Source organism: Vibrio sp. QJM3NY_21 (assembly GCF_057785975.1).
Map to the genome: position 1 here is coordinate 1,820,432 of NZ_CM173514.1, position 17,576 is coordinate 1,838,007.

Consider the following 17,576-nt stretch of genomic DNA (forward strand, 5'->3'; position numbering starts at 1 on the left):
TCAATATCAGCAAAAGCAAAGGGGGAGCATCAGCTCCCCCTTTTTTGTTTGTTCTAATGAGTAGAAAATAGCTCGAGCCGCTCTATTCAGAGTCGGTCAATTTCAAAGCATTTCAATTACAACGAGATATCTTCTTGCTCCATTTTGAATGAACATTGAATCTCGTATTGGTTGAACGAGAAAACACTGCCGCCGTGGGTTCGCTTCGTGGTGACTGTCTCATCACAAAATTGAATCGTCACTCGCGTATACACCTTTTCATGCGCCTCAACTGTGCACTCGGCAAGGTTGGTTTCAAACTCAGCTTCAAGCGTATCCAACTGTGATTTAGTATTTTCGATCGCAAGATTATTTTTTTCTCTTTGCTGCTCAATTTCTAGTGCTTGCTCTTCGCTGCGTTCCGCTTTTGGTCGCTTCTTAAATTCGAGCTCTTGGCGAATCACATCCATGGTCTGCTCTTGAGCGTGTTTATAAGTTTCTTTCAGCTCGGCTATCTTTTGTCGGTAACCATCGTAACGTGCAAATCCGTGTACCTTGGTTGCGGTATCGCCTTCTACGCCTAAAAAGACACACTCCACTTTCCCACCGACTCTAGCTTCGCCGCCACTGAGCGTACCGTGCTTCTTCAAACTGTCCATCACGATAAGGTTGTTACCACAACGAATATCATTACTCATGCTGTGCACACCCAGTCGAAGGTCGGTGGCGGTTTGGAGTTCGGCGTTCTGCGCATAGCTTGCTGTGATAGAACCTTTGCTAAACACCTTGCAACTTTTCGGCTCACCCTCTTTAGTCGTATGACCGATAATCCCCTTCGCGACTTTTATGTCACCCTGTGCTTGGACTTCTGCCGATTCAATAAAGCCACCAACCGTGACACTTCCTGTCGCTTTAACGATCATTCCCGGTTCAATGTTCCCAGAGACAAAGACATTGCCTTTGAATTTAACGTGTCCGGTTGAGACATCTACGTTGCTAACGCACAAGGCGTCATCTACTTCAATAGTTCTATCTTTGATTATGGGTAATCCAGGAAAGGAAGCGAGTAATAAATTGGGGTCGTCAGGGGAGATGTAAGTACCCTTTCCAGGCTTAATTAAACTGTCTTGTCCAGGAAGCGGTGGGATAATTCGACCTTGGACGGTAAAGCCAGCGATGCCTTTGGTCGCGGGAGTACGCTTCATCAAGTGATCATTTTGACCAACAGTAATGGTTTGCCCCAAGTCTCGCATATCAATCTTGCCTTCGTCTTTACTGCGAGGCTTCAAGACTTGGCGAGTAATGTCTTCAACCAAGGCGGCAAACTTAGCATCTTTGCCCTTTACTGGCTGCGTCCCTTTCGCGACGGGTTGAGTAAACTTTTCACCGGGTTTAAGCTTGTTACTCATCATCAGCACTTTTCTGAGCGCTAACTTATTAATTCCCTTTGTTATGTGGGCTTGGGCTAAACAATGAATGATGTCGCTCCCGCGCAGTGCGTGTCCATGATGTGGTCCCGTCACCACCAGACTCGCCAGCATCTCGTCATCAGACAGTTCGACAGCAACGCTTGCGTTACGAACTTCGGCAATCAAGACTCCTTCGTAAGCTTCCCCTTTACCTTCTTTGGCAAGAGTGACGAAGCGCAACACCTCTTCTTCAAAAAGAAAATAGTTTGATGCGTCCAAAGCTTCCAAGGTTGGTGGCAACGTCGTGTTATCAAAGCTTGCTTCAACCACAAACCCCGACGGCAGACATGCCACCACTTGTTTCTTGTCTTCTGACAATGTAACAATGTTATCCCACATTCGAATTGAGTATCCCTAATGACTCAGTTGTTATTCAGTCTATATAATTCGTTCTGCGCTGAGTATCACATTATTAGAATAATCAGCGTCACATCACTTACTTTCGATTCTGCAAACATGACTCATAAATAAGACTTACACATTTTATGATCTACTTCGCCTTTACAAATACATAGGGAAATTTTCAGAATATTTCGTGTGATTGAATGTCGATTCGATATTAGAGCAAGATAGTAAAGGCGAATAGCTTTAGAAGATTAAAGGCTGTTATGGAGAAGTGGAACAGAAGTGATGAAGCTGATAATCAGGGTAAAAACGGATTTCAATATGGAGCTTCAGTTTACAGTGTAAATCCAAGATTCTAATTTACACTGTAAATCTAATTTGTAACGGTCAGTCTATTTAAATGATGGCTTGTCTATTTACACTGTAAATTTGCTAGCAAAACATCGACGTCTTTACGAAACTGAATCTCTGCTTGTTTGCGACCAACAAGATTAGACTGTTCAACACAAGTCCCCCACTCTTTCTGCTGAACGACCTTTGCGATGAGTAAGTCAGAAATACCTATGTTTCGATCGTTACCAAGTAGAATCAAGTTCAGTACGCTGAAGCTAATCGCATCGTAACTGTTGCCACCGTTCACGTAATTTCTAACTAACTGAGTTTCAAACTCGCTAACGGTATCGACACTCTTTGGCAGCAGTACGCGCACCATTTCGGTTTCAAGTGAAACTAAAGAACCTGAAACAAGAAAGCAGTAGCTACGCTCGAAGTGACTTAGAGCTTGGTTAATCCAGCTTTGGGAGTTTGAGGTAAGCGCCTTAACCATCAATACCGAGTGACAGCCACTTGCCTGATCCCGCTGGTGGCCAATATGGACAGGTACAAAATCGTTATCGCGCCAGAATGAAATCAACTCACTAGTCGCACCGAAGCTTGTCGCCAGATAATCCGCTTGGCTGGTTTGCTCTGATAACTTAGCCAACATCCAACCACCAATGCCCAAACCTTGATGACGAGTTGAAACTGCAATGCGCATCACTCGAAGGCAGCGACTGGTGGCCGCTTCTGTACAGCCTAGTTGGTTTGCCAGCAACACAGGAGCAAGGTGTCCTTGAGGCCTGCGTTTTCCAATTTGAATCTGAGCAATCAAATCTTTATCTAAACCACCCTCTTCAGTGACCAACATGCAACCTAAACATTCATCTTGCTGCCAGGCAGCGTACAAGTGGATTGCTGGATTGTTAAGGAACTGCATTAAGTCATTGGGCGACGTCTGATAATGAGCATCCACAAGAAGAGAAAAACATCGTTGTAACTTGTGTGGATTAGCCAAACAATCTGCTTTTGATAGTTCAACTAAATTTAATTGGTTGATTGTCTTATCAGAAAAGTTATCTAACTCATGAATCGCCGAGTCACTTAGCGACGCGTCGTTACCAAGCAGGAAGCAGTCAAACAACCAAGCTTCTAGTGGGTCGTTGTTATTCCAACGAATAGGTTGTTCGAGCTTAAAGCCTTTCCAACCAGGGCGGTGTACAGAAAGCCAAAATTCAAACTTAATCCCAAACCCTCGACCACTGCCCTCGTAACCGTGTACCGTGGTTGAAAAAACCATACGATGATAAATGCCGACCATGGACTTGAGCATAGGGATTGGAATAGCAGCCGCTTCATCAACCAATAGCAGGTCGCAATCAGGCTTAGATTGAAGTAGTTCATCCGGTGCGACGAATCTTAGGCTGCCACCTTGATGGCCGATGTTAGTAGTACTTATAACTTCACAAGGGCCTAGCCGTTGGCTTGCGTGAGCAAATACCGGCTCAACCGCTTTAACAGAAGGAGCGGTAACAATGATGTTAAGCCCGTGACGCTCAACCAAAAGCTCCGCTGCCGCGATACCTAATGTCGAACTCTTGCCGCGACCTCTGTCTGCAGTGAGAATCAAGGGACGCTTTCGATGTCCAGAGACGACTTTCTTGACTAACTCTACTGCCGTCTTTTGTTGCTCAAATCTATCGAACAAAATCGGTTGGGTTAATTCTTCAGGCAAAGGATTACGAGTATAGAGTTGCGTTAGCTGTTCATCGTCTTGTGAGACAGAAAACAGTTTGGCAAAGTTAGACGCTAACCAACGTTTTCCAAAAGTAGAATTCAAACCCTCTTCATATTCATCGGATTTGGGCGGGATAACCAACAACAAACCGCCACCGACTAACGCACCTAGTGCCGCACTAAAACTGTTGGCATCAAACTGCTCTCTAAAATCACAAACAAGAAGTTGGCATTCACGGCCTAAGAGTTGTTGCCCCTTTTTAACCGGAACATGTGTTACCGATAGAAAAGGCGAACCACCCATCTGGAAAACTGTTTGTGCTGAAGAGGCATCAAGAAAGCTTTGAATCGTAGCGTCTTGCCAACCACTATCACCAGAAAAGACAACGCCATAACGATGCTGATTATGCTCGGCTGTTTGGGAAAGAGTATGTAGGAAAGTGTTTGTTGGGTTCTTCATAATTAGCGTCCAGATTCATCTAGACACAGTTTATCACAGCCAAATAAAAAGCCGCATAATGCGGCTTTAGAGTCGTAATGGAAAGTCGTCGACTTAGTCGAGCTTCGATTGAACGAAGGCTAAAATCTCTTCCATTGTCGCATCATCCACTTTCTTAAGGTTCAACGCTAAGTTTGAACCCTTACGGCTGTATGAAGCGCGGCCTTTAATAAGCTCAACTTTTGGAGAAGCTTTCTTCGCTGGCGCTGGCGCCAATTCAAGAATCCAACCTTCCAAAGTTTCAGTAACGTCTTTAGTTAAACGCGTAACACCTTGTGCTTCGCTACGCTGCCATACAAAACCTTCAGAAGCATCGCACTTAGTCAGTAATATTTGCTGCTGTTCGCCAGTCAGGCCACCGAATTGTTTGTGTAGCTTAACAATGGTTGGTCGACCAAGATCGCTCACATTTGGGTAAGCTTGTAGCAGTTCAAGAGGCAAAGCCGCCGCTTTCAACGCGCCACTCACCAAAGCTTCACTGCACTGGAACATTTTCGCTAGTGCTTTCTGGTCTTCAGCTTCGCCTTTATCTAGCTTCGCTTGCATCTCTTTACCCTTCTCATACAGAGAAAGCGGTTTATGAGCGTTAGCAACATCAGATAGGAACTTAGCGTGTTCGCCGTTGATGTTTTCAGCAACATAGATAAGGAACTCTTTGTCAGCCAAAATACACGACATACGACGACGGCTACCATCAAGAACTTCAATCTTACCGTCTTTGTTTTTACGACCAACCGCTGGGTATTGCTGGCCACGTTCTTTCAATGTTGTAAGAACATCAGAAAGCGCGTGCTCGTTTAAGAAAGATTGCTCACGAGCATTTTCTTCGAAAACAACCGTTTGAGTTGCTACGTCAGCCGCCGGGATTCGAACTAGTTCAAATGAAACCAATTCTTCGCCTGCAACAGAAAGCTCGATCACTTGAGCCTGCTCTTTAGCCGCTGTTTGAGCCTCTTGTGGCGTAGCTACGCGACGTTTGTTTGCTTTACCAAATAGCTTTGCATTTAAGTCAGATGTTTTAATCGCCATTCTTGTTATCCCTGATTAAGTGAAGGCCAGTTGCTATGTAATACACGCTCTAATTCTAGAGCACTTTTTTGTACTGCGTCTTGAGCGACAGCCAGAGTTTTCTTACCACCCTCAAAGTCGCTCACCGTTAGATCGAAAACCGTGCTGTAAGTATCTGCACAGGTTTCAAAAGCGCGGCTTCTTGGAATAGTGGCCATCATTACTTGGTCATTCAACAGGTAGTTCATCTCAGTTAATACTGATACCTGCTTCTTGTTGTCGTCTTCAAACATGGTTGGCATTAGACGAACAAATTCGAGCCCTTTCCAGTCGTCCGGGAACATCTCGTACACGGTTGGTAAGTGCTGGAAGAAGTTAACCGTTGAAGCCCAATCCAAACGCTTGGCAGCACATGGAATCAGAAGAGCGTTCGATGCGTACATTGCGTTCCACACTAGAGGGTCTACGTGCGGGCCGGTATCAATCATAATCACATCAAAATCATCAGCAATTTTGTCGATAAGCTTCTCTTTTAAAAGACGAACAATATCAAGTGACTGATCTTGAGATAGGCTTTGCCACGCTTCAGCGTTAAACATCGCGTCTTCTGGGAACGCCGAGATCGTCTTTAGATTCGGATACTGTGTTGGTAAAAGTACGTTCTTACGCAAGAATTCAAGATCAACATCTTGGCCTTCTGGCACGTTGTCCAACATGATATCAACAGCAGAATAGATACTGTCGTGCTCTGCACCACTAATTTGTGGGTTTAAGAACAGACGCAAAGAACCTTGTGGATCCAAGTCAATCAAGCAGATACGGTAGCGCTTATCTAAGTTCAAAGACAGACAAGCCGCTAGGTGAACCGCTGTCATTGATTTACCCGTACCGCCCTTTTGGTTCTGTACGTTAATAACCCACGGCTTATTGTCTACATGCTGCTTACGTTGGTGGAACTTCGGCACTTCAGCTGCGTCCATCAGCATGTGAGCTTCAGTCAATGAAATCGAGTAATGATTGGCGTTGTTCTTTGTAAACTGATGACCATCCGCTTCAAGCTTGTTGATAGCCTCATCCAATTTTCGACGAGTTAAGCCTGAACGCGTCTCCATCATAGCTTTAGACATTGGAGGGAAATGTTCATCACTTCGCTCTTCCAGAATAATCTCAATTCGGTCAGCCTGAACTTGTTGAGTTTGTTCGGCTAGCTGATAGAGCTTATCAATCGTTTGTTCTCTTTTCATTGCCAGTTTCCGTAATGATTAACCTAGAACAAATTGTACAGCGATTAACAACAAACACAACAAAAACATGAACATACATTTATGAGTAAAATCACATAAAATAAACTGTATTCTTACAGTTTGATGAAACAACGGCTAATACGAACACAAAAATGACCTTTTTTGTCATGTATAACCGTTCTATTTCATCCTTACATTTAAAATGTTACAGCATCACTTATTTACAATGTAAATAGAATTTCAGAGAAAAATCTTCGGAACGATTGAAACACAAGCATAGATTACGGTTGGTGTGATTTGCATTCGAAATTGATAGATTTTCAACCAACAAAGAGTAAACCCTAAAAAATCGCTTAGTTAATAGAAAATAAAGCGAAGAAGAGATGTCACTAAACAAAAGAGAATTGAGCCTCAACCGGAAGAATGATCATGGGATACATAACTCGTAAGAAAATTGATAAGTCCATATTATGAAGCATGATCAAGGTGTAAACTCATCAATATTGATCCGTATGAATGCCCGTTCGAAATGATCAACCTCCGGAAAAATGATCAAGTAAATATCGTTCCGGAAGCATATAGATTTAGAGCTAACTTACGGACAAATGCTTTTGCAATGGGGATTCAAGCTCTATAAGGCCTGATTGGTTAGAAATTCAATCGACACAGAATGGAAATGCAGAAACATGACAATTTCATGATCATGCTTCCTGATTTATTGTGTTGCGAGCTAAAAGTGCCCAACCACTGACGGTGTGACCAATATCGACCAATTTTTAAACATAAAAGGGGAGGAACGATATAAAAGCCCCATTACTTGATCATTGTTCCGATGAATTGGCTGTCAAAAATATCCACATAGGTGACTTAGAAGCCGCTTAATACAACTTGATCAATTACGGACTGTGGATAAGCTGTATAAGCATAATGATCATGCTTTCGAACCGATAATGATCATGCTTACAATGACTTAATGATCATACTTCTGATGTTCTGTGATCATGCTTTCTTAGGTTTAATGATCATAGTTTCGGGTTTATTATGATCATGCTTTCCAAGGGTTTTTATTTTACACCTTTAAATTCAGCAACTTAAAACCAAAAGAACACCCGGATCATTAGATCACTTAATCATTTAAGATCATATTAATCAAAAAGATCAGTTATTTAAAAGCCAATAAATTCTCTTTATTTATGATCATTCTTTCTTTATCATTCAGGAACTATAGTGAAATTACGGTTAGTGTGATACGGATCAATAATGAAACCAGAAGAGAAATTATTAATTAAGGCACGAAGCCACAAAGATGGTCATTTATTCGAGGTATCTGAAACAGCCGTTGAATGGATAGAGCAATATCAACACTTTAAAGGTGTCACCAAAAGCATCGTTGAGCTTCTTAACCTAATTTCACTTCGTGGGTTTAGCAGTAAAGACGGTTACGTTTCCACTACCGAAATTATTGAATCAACCGATGGTCAAGTTACTCGTGCGGCCTTACAGCAAAGGTTAAGAGCGGCGGTAAGTATAGGTCTTTTCAAGCAAATCCCGGTTCGCTTTGAAGAAGGCTTGGCCGGTAAAACCATGTTGCATCGCTTTGTAAACCCTAATCAATTGATATCGGTACTAGGTGCCACCAGCTTGGTGACAGAAAGCGTGAAGCAAAACGAGAAGCAAAAGCGCTCTAAAGCCTTAGCTCAAACCAAAGTCAACAAGCGCTTACTGAATGAACACGGACTGAATACTCCACCAACGATGAAAGACGAAGCGGATCAATTCATTGTTTCACCAACCAATTGGGCGGGGATTATTGATCAAGCGTTGGCGCCACCGAGAACCCGTAAGAGCTACCAGAAATCTATGGTTTCGATCTCTGGCACTCGAGCGGTGATCGAGACACGATCTTCTAAAAACATCATGACGGTTGACGATCTGATGACGCTGTTCGCGTTATTCACGCTTACTGTCCAATATCATGATCACCACCAAGATGATTATCATCTCGACGCGAAACACACACCGAACAAAACACCACTCTACATCACGGATATTTTGTCTTTGCGTGGCAAGAAAGACAGCGGTCCTGCACGCGATTCGATCCGTGACAGTATTGACCGTATTGAATTTACCGATTTCCAACTGCACGAGCTCACGGGCCGTTGGCTTAGCGAGAACATGCCAGAAGGCTTCAAGAGTGATCGTTTCCGATTCTTAGCTAGAACCATTACGGCATCGGAAGAAGCGCCTACAGAGGGCTCTGATGGCGAAATTCGCATTAAACCGAACCTGTATATCCTTGTCTGGGAACCTTCGTTCTACGAAGAGCTCCTGACGCGTGATTATTTCTTCCTATTTCCGCCAGAAATCCTGAAACAACATACCTTGGTCTTCCAAATGTATTCGTACTTTAGAAGCCGTATGGCACGTCGCCACTCAGATTGTATGTTGCTGAGCGAGCTGAACCAGAAGTTGGCTCGTAATATCGATTGGCGTCGCTTCTCGATGGATTTGATCCGCGAACTAAGAAAATTGGGTGAGGTAGGGGATCAAGAAGATACTTTCCTAGTGAATCTTTGGGGTTATCACTTGACGATCACGGCGTTGATCGAAAAAGGCAAAACCACCGATTATCAGGTTGATATCAAATGTAATGTTGAAGAGGTGTTGCGTTATTCAAGAGCGCGTACCACCAACGCCGGTAAGCGTAATATGGCCCCAACGTTACCGAACCCGCTGCGTAACGAGATGGTGTCTAAGCAGAAGCTGGAAGAGCTGTCTGAGATTATCGATGGTGAGTTTGAGCCAATTCAACGTAAAGCTCCGTCGCCAAGAGGCAAATTGGGACGTCGAGTTAAGCAGCGTAAACATTCTGTTGAGATCAACGCTGATGAGATCATGATTACTCTCTCTAAATATACCTCCACAGAGGCTCTAGAACGCAGTATAACGGCTTTATCTGCTATGACCGGGCATTCACATGCCTCAATCAAAGAAGAGTGCTCAGAGCTCATTGAGAAGCTTGATTGGTTGAGAGTAGGGGAGGATGTTATCCCATACGAAACACTGAGTCGCTTAATTGAGCTGTACAACGACCGTGACAGCACCAGCAATCGACACTTGTCCATTGAACGTTTGATTTCTGGTTTGGCTGTACGTCGTAAAGTGTGTAAACAAGTTCACGAAGGCCATTTGGACGAGAATGTGTTTCTAGCGCTCGATGAAATGGCGATTGGCCATTAATCACGAGGGCGTGTTGATCTTTCGACCTGATTTTTGCAGTAGAAATACCCAGTAGCAAGAAGCCGCTATTTACGGTCGATGAATGGATAGTTTGAACACATTAGGTGCTGATTAAAACCGCACCTAACGCTGACAAAGTTCTGACAATGTAACGCATCCAGTTGATTATTATTTATCCCGAATAGACAACCTTTGTCCTTTCTTATGATTAATAGATTGGCTCATATTTTGTTACATCATACTGAATAGATTTTTGCGAGTTCCCAAGGGACTCGCTTTTTTTTGCCTGAAATTCGAATAATGATTAAAATTCAATAGTTTACGTATTATTCGTAACTGTTGGTCCTGAAGCATGATCAAGGTTAGATCGTGCTTTTTACGGATCCTATTTGTGAAGGGATTCTGCTTTGGTGTTTGATCGTTCAGGGTTAAATCGTGGAGTGGATCAGTGGAGTTGACGTAGAGCAGCACCTTGATCATCGTTCTGGTGTTGGCTTGCCATAAAACGCACATGCGATTCGATCAATTTTTCTGATTCTTCTTTCCAGCGAGGTTCTTGTTGTTGGTTAGTAAATTCCAAAGCCAGTACACATAAATGCTGGAGCCGCTGCGTACACCACTCTTGCAAGTCAGGCTCTGATTTTGGGTCGCATGACACCGCCTGCAGCTTGCTATAGGCAAACATCAGGTATTGATAGGCCTTTTCTTGATTGTGCGAACCACCAGCCTCGTTTGAGAGCGATGATACGCTTGGTGCTGCAAACTTTGTCGATGTCGTCAGCGTTACGTCTTTATGTCGATAAAACGTAAAGATTCTCAGGCATCCGTCTAGCCAACATGCGATGCCTTTGCTCTGCTCATCCGTGATCAATGGCCCCCAGAGTGCGTCTGGAGGCGTTAAGATCAAAGGTTCTAACCGGTCCACTTGATCATGCTTTCGGTCTTTGTACCAATCTCCGATCCGCTCTAACCAAATGTCTAGTTCATTCATGCAACGTTATCCCACTGTTTTACAAAGTGATTATCAGCAATTTGCTTGATTTCATGCTGTATTTCACAGCTCTGCTCTCGAATTCGATCTGCGTTTATTGAATAGTTTGGCTCATTTTTGACGAGTTCGCCAAATGGCAGATCGGGATCGGGAACGGCAGAGATCAACAGTTTAGTGTACGGATGTTGTGGATTGGTTAAGATCGACTGTGTTGATCCCCATTCGACGATCTGCCCTTTGTACATTACCGCCGTCTCTTCTGCGATATAGTGTGCCGTGGCGAGATCATGGGTTATGTACAAAAAGCCAATCCCCAACTCTTTCTTCATTTTTTGCATCAGGTTTAACACGCCAAGTCGTATTGAAACATCCAACATCGAGGTAGGTTCATCGGCAAGGATAACCTCAGCACCGACTGCGAGCGCTCTTGCTAGATTAACCCGCTGTCTTTGGCCACCACTGAGCTCATGAGGGTATTTGGCTAGAGTTTCAATGGGTAACTCCACCAGCGTTAATAACTCTTTGAGACGCTCTGTGAGAGCATGTTTCGTGGCAACTTGCTTATGGATTTTAAGCGGGCGCGTTAAGTGGTGCTCAATGGTGTGAGTTGGATTAAGTGAGCCAAATGGGTCTTGAAATATCATTTGTACACGGCTGCGGTAATCCAAGATATCTTTGCGGCTTTTTAGGGTAGAGATGTCTCTGCCATTGAACAGTATCTCTCCCTCTGTCGGTGGGTAAACCTTGGTCATCAATCGAGCGCAGGTGCTTTTCCCGCAGCCTGATTCTCCAACCAGCGCCAACGTTTTACCGGCATGCAAATCAAAACTAACCCCATGCAGTGCTCTAAAGATCGCTTCTTTGCCAAATCCACCGCCGACGGTGAACTCTTTAACGAGGTCTTTCACTTGAAAAATAGGTTGTGACATAGAGCTCTCCTAGCACGTAGTCGCGTGCGCATGTTCGTGAATGTTAGGGAAAGAACTCCATAGCTTTTGGGTGTAGGAGTGCTGAGGGTTGTTACGAATCTCATAGGCTTGGTTGATTTCAACGATCTGGCCGTGGCGCATGATGGCAATGCGGTCACATAGCTGGCTCATTAGTGCCAGGTCATGGGTGATGAACAATATCGAAAACCCAAACTCTTCTCTGAGTTGGTGTATTTGCTGCAGAATTTCGCGTTGTACAACCACATCAAGCGCCGTTGTCGGCTCGTCCATGATGATCAATTTGGGATTGAGGGCGAGCGCGATGGCGATGACTAAGCGTTGGCGCATCCCTCCGCTGAACTGATGCGGATATTCGGTGAGGCGGTTACGAGGAATGTTTACAAGGTCGAGGAGCTTCTCTGCGCGGTCTTTAGCTTGTTCGTTGGTCATTCCTTTGTGGTGACGTAAAACATCAGCGAACTGCTCTTCAATGGTCAGTACGGGATTGAGTGAGTTCATCGCACTTTGGAACACCATGGCGATTTCGCTCCAACGCAAGGTGTTCAAGTGGTCGTCAGATAAACCGAGCAGATCTTGCCCGTCGAACAGTATCTTCCCTCCAGAGATGAAAGCAGGCGGCTTGTGTAAACGGTTAATGGCAAACGCGATGGTACTTTTTCCGCACCCTGATTCGCCAGCCAAACCAAAAATCTCGCCTTGGCCTATGCTAAAGCTTACGGATTTTACAGCATTAAAATCGCCGTCATCGGTGATGTAATCGACACATAGATTCTTCACTTCGAGAAGTGGTTTATCTGAATTTTCCCTAGACATGATAAATCCTCAGTTATGATATTGATAACTATTATCATTAACATGAAGTGAATTTAGTGAAAGCGATGAGCACAAAAAGAATGAAGTGCCTCGAAATTTATCTTGGGTTATTTCACGAAGTTTCAGTGGGAAACAAGAAATGAGAACGGGGAAAATGAGAGGTGGATCAAACCACATTTCTTATGGGGAATCTTGTAAATGTAATTGCAGAAAATGGCTTTGGCAAAGTTTAAATGAGGCATTTATTAATTAGCTTTGTGAAGCGTCGGAATCATCACATTTCAGTACAGAATGTCTTAACAAGTGAAATAGCATTTGCTACAGATTACCTGTCCATTACATGGTGCTTTTCGGAGGAAAACATGTCCATTAATTCTATCAACCATGATGAAATGACAAATATTGCAAACAAGTGGGATGCTGAAGAAGAAGTATCTTTCAAACCAGAAAAGAAAATGAAGTCCGCTGAAGCTCGTCGTCGTATTGAAGCTCTAAGAGAAATTAGAGAAAGCGGTTTTAGTCTGGAAGAAGCGAGGGAACTAGGTCTTATTCACTAATGACCCCTATTGCATTTAAGAGGGTGGCGTACCGCCACCCTTTGATTTATATAACTTTTTAAAGGGCTGTGAGTTTTTTATAAGTAAAACCATGAGCCTTGTCTCCCACCATTTAAATCCATTACCCTTCCTTTAGATTACTTGTTCCCGACTAAAAACATGCTCATGGCATACTCTTGAACTAAGTTGTTTGACAGTAATATGCAACGCCACTAATTTTAAAGTTAAAGCAAAAATATGCGATGTCGTTGGTAAGGAGAAGGCTATGTCTAATTCAGTGGCTAAAGCCAAAGAAGTGCTGTTCTATGAACCTGAAGATCCAAATGGGTACCTGTCAAATTTTGCTGTTTGTCCTATCAAAGTTGACGATCAAGTTTGGGCAACCAGCGAGCATTATTATCAAGCGATGAAGTTTGCCTCCAAGATGCTTCGCAATACTATTCTGAAAGCTAGCACACCTGCTGAAGCATTCTCTTTAAGCCGTGATTACGAAGACCAAGTTCGTGAGGATTGGTACGACGTTCGTGTTGAAGTCATGCAGTTCATAGTGACTGAGAAGTTCAAGCAGAATCCACAGTTTGCGCTGTTTCTTGTCAATACTGGAGATTCGGTGATCAAAGAACATTCGCACAAAGACCATTTTTGGGGCGATGGTGGCGATGGAACCGGCAAGAACCATTTAGGCAAGATTTTGATGGCAGTACGACAAGAGCTTCGTACTCAGCAGCTGAATTTGATCGCTTCGCATTAAATGAATCGACTCGAGCTCTATTAATATGTTTTTGAGCTATTACTAATAAATTAAGGCCGCTCTGTAAGCTTACAGAGCGGCCTTTTGATTGTCAGTTTTCTAAGCTTGACCCAAAGAACAAAAACGTGTCGCGAAGTCATTCATGAGTAATTGGCTAATCAAGTTAGAGCTAGCCAAGTTCTATAGATAGTTTTGTACAATGTCTTGGAGCTGACCATCGTCTTTCATTTGGTCTAAACGTTGGTTAATAAAGCTTTGCAATTTAGGATCCATCTCTGGGTCAAATGCCAAATGGATTGGGTAGTTATTGATCACTGAGCCAAACTCTTGCATTTGGTAATCATCAATATTGAGTTTCTGCTCATTTAGGTTGTATTTGATTCGAGATTCCATTTCAACAAAAACAGTATCACCCGGAGTTCGATTTAATACACGAAAAGCCGCGCTGTAATCTTTCACTCGAATCTCGTTGAGCTTACCTTGTTTGATGTATGGCTCTAGGTTCGGATATTCAAACCCCACCAGCAATACCACGGCTTTTCCGTTTAAATCATCGATAGTGTTGAACTCAAATGGCTTCTTACCGCTGCTGAGCAACACGTGTTTTACATTGTAAATCGGATCTTTAGACAGATTAACAGATTGGATATTTCCCCAGCTCGGACTGCCATAGGTGACCCAGTTTGGGTTCTCTCTCGCATCGAGCTTGTCGATCATTCGGTTGAAAGGGTAGGTGTGGTAATCGATCTCGTATTGGCTGTCATCAAATACGGCCTCAACGATATCCGAAACCATTCCTCTGTGAGATAACCCATCAGTTTCGATCTGAAAAGGTTGCGCTTGGCTTGCAATAATGTAGTAGTGAACAGGTTCGCTTGAAAAAGCATAACTGCTTGAAAATAAACTGACTATGGATGCAACTATTAGATGTTTTTTCATAACCTTCCCTAGTTATTTGATGAATGACTACTATTATACTAGTTGAGTAATTGTAGTTTGCTAGGATAACAATAATGGTAATTTTTGTATGGTGAATAAAGGAAAACGCTATATTGGACTCTCCCGACAGTTGATCGGGGTAATCATCGCAATCAGTACCTTGTTCACAGTCATAGTGACAGGTCTAGGTTTGTATGTGGAGTACCAAAATCGAGTTTCTTTTATCAGTTCTCAGGTCGAACAAGTTAAGGCTGGCTATCTTTCTGGCTTAACAGCCAGTTTGTGGGTGGAAGACCGAGAGCAACTGTTTGTACAAGCTGAAGGTATCTCCCGCTTACCCTCGGTCAGTTATCTGTTAATAGAAAGTCCCGATGAAAAAATTTTAGAATTAGGTCAACAGGCTTCCGGTCAGTCTTATTCCCAATCTTGGGATATGGTGCATAAGATGGGGCGCTCAGAGTACCAACTGGCAACGCTCACGGTGCAGTCTGATCTGAGTATGATTCTCAACGACTTTGAAGATCGGGTCTTATTATTGCTCGCCTTTGAAGCGGTTAAAATTTTCTTTTTGTCTCTGGTATGTTTAACCATCGTCTATCGCCTTGTCGTAAAGCGCTTAATAACGATGTCTTCACAGATCAACCAACAACAGGTTGAAGACAACAAACCGCGATTTTTAACACCCACTCACTCTACATACAGTGATGAGATCTCGACACTAGAGAGTAGCTACAACCAGTCGATTGAACGTATTCGTCAACAATACCAAGAATTGGAAAAAGCCAAAGATACCGCAGAGGTAGCGAACCGCAACAAGAGTGAGTTCCTTGCCAACATGAGCCACGAGATCCGTACTCCAATGAACGGCATTATCGGGTTATCGTCTCTGCTCTCTGAAATGGATATGCCGAAAGAGCAAAAAGAGTATATCGACATGCTCAATACCTCTTCGCTTACTCTACTCGATTTAATCAATGACATTCTCGACTACTCGAAGATTGAAGCAGGTCGTTTAGAGCTTCAGCAAGAACCGATGAAAATGATGGGCATTGCCGCCGATGTTGAGTCGACCTTCAGAGTTAAAGCCGAACAGAAAGGGCTCAGATTCCAACTGGCGATTGATCCTAAGATCCCAACCATGGTGATTGGCGATGGCACTCAGTTAAGACAGGTGTTGAACAACCTAGTCGGCAACGCTATCAAATTTACCGAACATGGTCATGTCATGCTCTCACTTCGCTTGGAAGAAGTCATAGAGCCAGAACAAAAACTCAGAGTGAAATTTGAGGTGACCGACAGTGGTATCGGTATCGCAGAAGACAAACAACAATCGGTGTTTGATAAGTTTCAACAAGCTGACGGCAGCACCACCCGCATTTACGGAGGCACCGGGCTTGGCCTCACTATCTGTGACAAGATAGTGACCTTGATGGGCAGCAAGCTTGAACTAACCAGTGTCTTAGGCAAAGGGAGTACATTCTACTTTACCGCTGACTTTGACCCGTGTCTGGATGTTGATGAGAGTAACATCGATTTTAATAAAGTCTCGGTACTTCTGGTTGATGACAGCCAGTTGAACATGCGTATTACCTCAACACAACTTCAATCATTCGGCGTTAAGTCCGAGTGTTGTGAAACCGCCACCCAAGCGTTAGAGCTTGTTTCGGAGTCTGTGGCGAAGTCGTCGCCTTATGATTTGGTACTGATTGATAAAGTGATGCCGTCTATTGATGGGTTCCAGTTAGCGAGAAGCTTGATTGAGCGTTTTGACAAAGCTTGTCCTAAGCTAGTGATGATTTCTGCCGACCCTCGAAAACAAGATGAAGCGCGCGCCAAACAAGTGGGCTTTGTTGCCTACATTGCTCGCCCTTATCAAGATAACCAACTTAAATGGACGCTGAGTGAAGTTCTGGCGAGAGCGGCTGATACCTCAACCTTTACCTATCCAAATAGAGGTGAGGTCGCGTTTAAAGACAACGAGCCAGTTCCACTCACCACATCAGCGCCCCCTGTTCAATCCAAACAACTCGGTCAACAAGCTCCAATCAAAGAAGAATCAAAAACTGTCGCGGTTGCCAAGGAATTTAGCGGCAAAGTTTTGGTCGTTGAAGATTCTAGAGTGAATCAACAAGTCGCTAAAATGATGCTTAAGAAGCTGGGGTTTGAGGTGGATATTGCCGACAACGGTGAAATTGGTGTCGAGAAATTTAAGGCCAATGAATATGTGATGATTTTCATGGATTGCCAGATGCCGGTTCTAGATGGTTTCGAAGCGACTAAACAGATCAGAGCGCTCGAAGAGGGTTCGTCAAAACATGTCCCAATTGTTGCGCTGACGGCCAACGTTGTACAGCGAGACAAGCACCTGTGCTTTGATGTGGGGATGGATGAATTTTTGCCCAAGCCTGTTAACCAAGGGAAACTGAGAGAGATCGTTGTCAGTTTCTTGTCGAAAGGTAGTGAGTCGAGCAAGCAGCATGAGCAAAAAATAGTGTAGGGCCAATTAGCTGACGTCTCGCTAAAGCCTATCCAACTCAATAAGAAACTCCGACAGAATCAGTCGGAGTTTTTTTTGCTAATGAATACTTGGTTAGCTAATACATCTAGTTAGCCAAATTCATTTAGTTATTTAAATACATATAGTTAATTAAATATAAAAAGCTAATTACATCGCTTATCAATACTGGTCGAATCCATAAGCTGTTGTATTTAAAAACAAGCATGTGGTGATTGTCATAG

Annotated in this window: 12 protein-coding genes; 4 read left to right on the top strand and 8 right to left on the bottom strand. The window is 43.5% G+C overall.

Annotation, left to right across the window (positions count from 1 at the left end):
• Nucleotides 1-116: 116 nt before the first annotated feature.
• From AC3CID_RS23395 to AC3CID_RS23410, 4 genes are all read right to left on the bottom strand, one after another.
• Complete coding sequence (locus AC3CID_RS23395) at nt 117-1,787, bottom strand: flagellar assembly protein A (RefSeq protein WP_065206533.1); 1,671 nt, start codon at nt 1,785-1,787, stop codon at nt 117-119.
• Nucleotides 1,788-2,205: 418 nt separating this feature from the next.
• The gene (locus AC3CID_RS23400) at nt 2,206-4,305 is read right to left on the bottom strand and encodes a tRNA(Met) cytidine acetyltransferase TmcA domain-containing protein (RefSeq protein ID WP_488527597.1); all 2,100 of its coding nucleotides are present in this window, start codon (nt 4,303-4,305) and stop codon (nt 2,206-2,208) included.
• 93 nt (nt 4,306-4,398) lie between these two features.
• A complete protein-coding gene (locus tag AC3CID_RS23405) occupies nt 4,399-5,373 on the bottom strand; it encodes a ParB/RepB/Spo0J family partition protein (protein ID WP_065206531.1) in 975 nt (324 codons plus the stop codon).
• A 5-nt stretch (nt 5,374-5,378) separates the two neighbouring features.
• A complete protein-coding gene (locus AC3CID_RS23410) occupies nt 5,379-6,596 on the bottom strand; it encodes a ParA family protein (protein ID WP_004732566.1) in 1,218 nt (405 codons plus the stop codon).
• A 1,260-nt stretch (nt 6,597-7,856) separates the two neighbouring features.
• Here AC3CID_RS23410 and AC3CID_RS23415 point away from each other — a divergent pair.
• Nucleotides 7,857-9,836: a replication initiator protein RctB domain-containing protein gene (locus tag AC3CID_RS23415; RefSeq protein WP_004732568.1), complete on the top strand. Its 1,980-nt coding sequence runs from the start codon at nt 7,857-7,859 to the stop codon at nt 9,834-9,836.
• A 445-nt stretch (nt 9,837-10,281) separates the two neighbouring features.
• Here the strand turns inward: AC3CID_RS23415 and AC3CID_RS23420 are convergent, their stop codons facing one another.
• The 3 genes from AC3CID_RS23420 to AC3CID_RS23430 are packed head-to-tail and all read right to left on the bottom strand — an operon-like array spanning nt 10,282 to nt 12,590.
• Nucleotides 10,282-10,827 (bottom strand): transcriptional regulator, encoded by a 546-nt coding sequence (locus AC3CID_RS23420; protein WP_488527598.1) that lies wholly within the window; start codon nt 10,825-10,827, stop codon nt 10,282-10,284.
• Complete coding sequence (locus AC3CID_RS23425) at nt 10,824-11,756, bottom strand: ATP-binding cassette domain-containing protein (RefSeq protein ID WP_488527599.1); 933 nt, start codon at nt 11,754-11,756, stop codon at nt 10,824-10,826. Before AC3CID_RS23425 ends, AC3CID_RS23420 begins: the two co-directional genes overlap by 4 nt.
• 9 nt (nt 11,757-11,765) lie before the next feature.
• On the bottom strand, nt 11,766-12,590 hold the full coding sequence (locus AC3CID_RS23430; protein ID WP_061021078.1) for an ABC transporter ATP-binding protein: 825 nt from the start codon (nt 12,588-12,590) through the stop codon (nt 11,766-11,768).
• Nucleotides 12,591-12,952: 362 nt separating this feature from the next.
• Between AC3CID_RS23430 and AC3CID_RS23435 the strand changes: the two genes are divergently transcribed.
• Both AC3CID_RS23435 and ybiA read left to right on the top strand, forming a co-directional pair.
• Nucleotides 12,953-13,147, top strand: a complete 195-nt coding sequence (locus AC3CID_RS23435) for a PA3496 family putative envelope integrity protein (protein WP_004732575.1) — start codon at nt 12,953-12,955, stop codon at nt 13,145-13,147.
• A 190-nt stretch (nt 13,148-13,337) separates the two neighbouring features.
• On the top strand, nt 13,338-13,898 hold the full coding sequence (ybiA, locus tag AC3CID_RS23440) for a riboflavin biosynthesis intermediates N-glycosidase (RefSeq protein WP_488527600.1): 561 nt from the start codon (nt 13,338-13,340) through the stop codon (nt 13,896-13,898).
• Nucleotides 13,899-14,078: 180 nt separating this feature from the next.
• On the opposite strand, the gene AC3CID_RS23445 is transcribed toward ybiA, so the two are convergent.
• Complete coding sequence (locus tag AC3CID_RS23445; protein ID WP_488527601.1) at nt 14,079-14,837, bottom strand: substrate-binding periplasmic protein; 759 nt, start codon at nt 14,835-14,837, stop codon at nt 14,079-14,081.
• 88 nt (nt 14,838-14,925) lie between these two features.
• Between AC3CID_RS23445 and AC3CID_RS23450 the strand changes: the two genes are divergently transcribed.
• Nucleotides 14,926-17,334 (top strand): response regulator, encoded by a 2,409-nt coding sequence (locus tag AC3CID_RS23450; RefSeq protein WP_488527602.1) that lies wholly within the window; start codon nt 14,926-14,928, stop codon nt 17,332-17,334.
• The last annotated feature ends 242 nt before the right edge of the window (nt 17,335-17,576 follow it).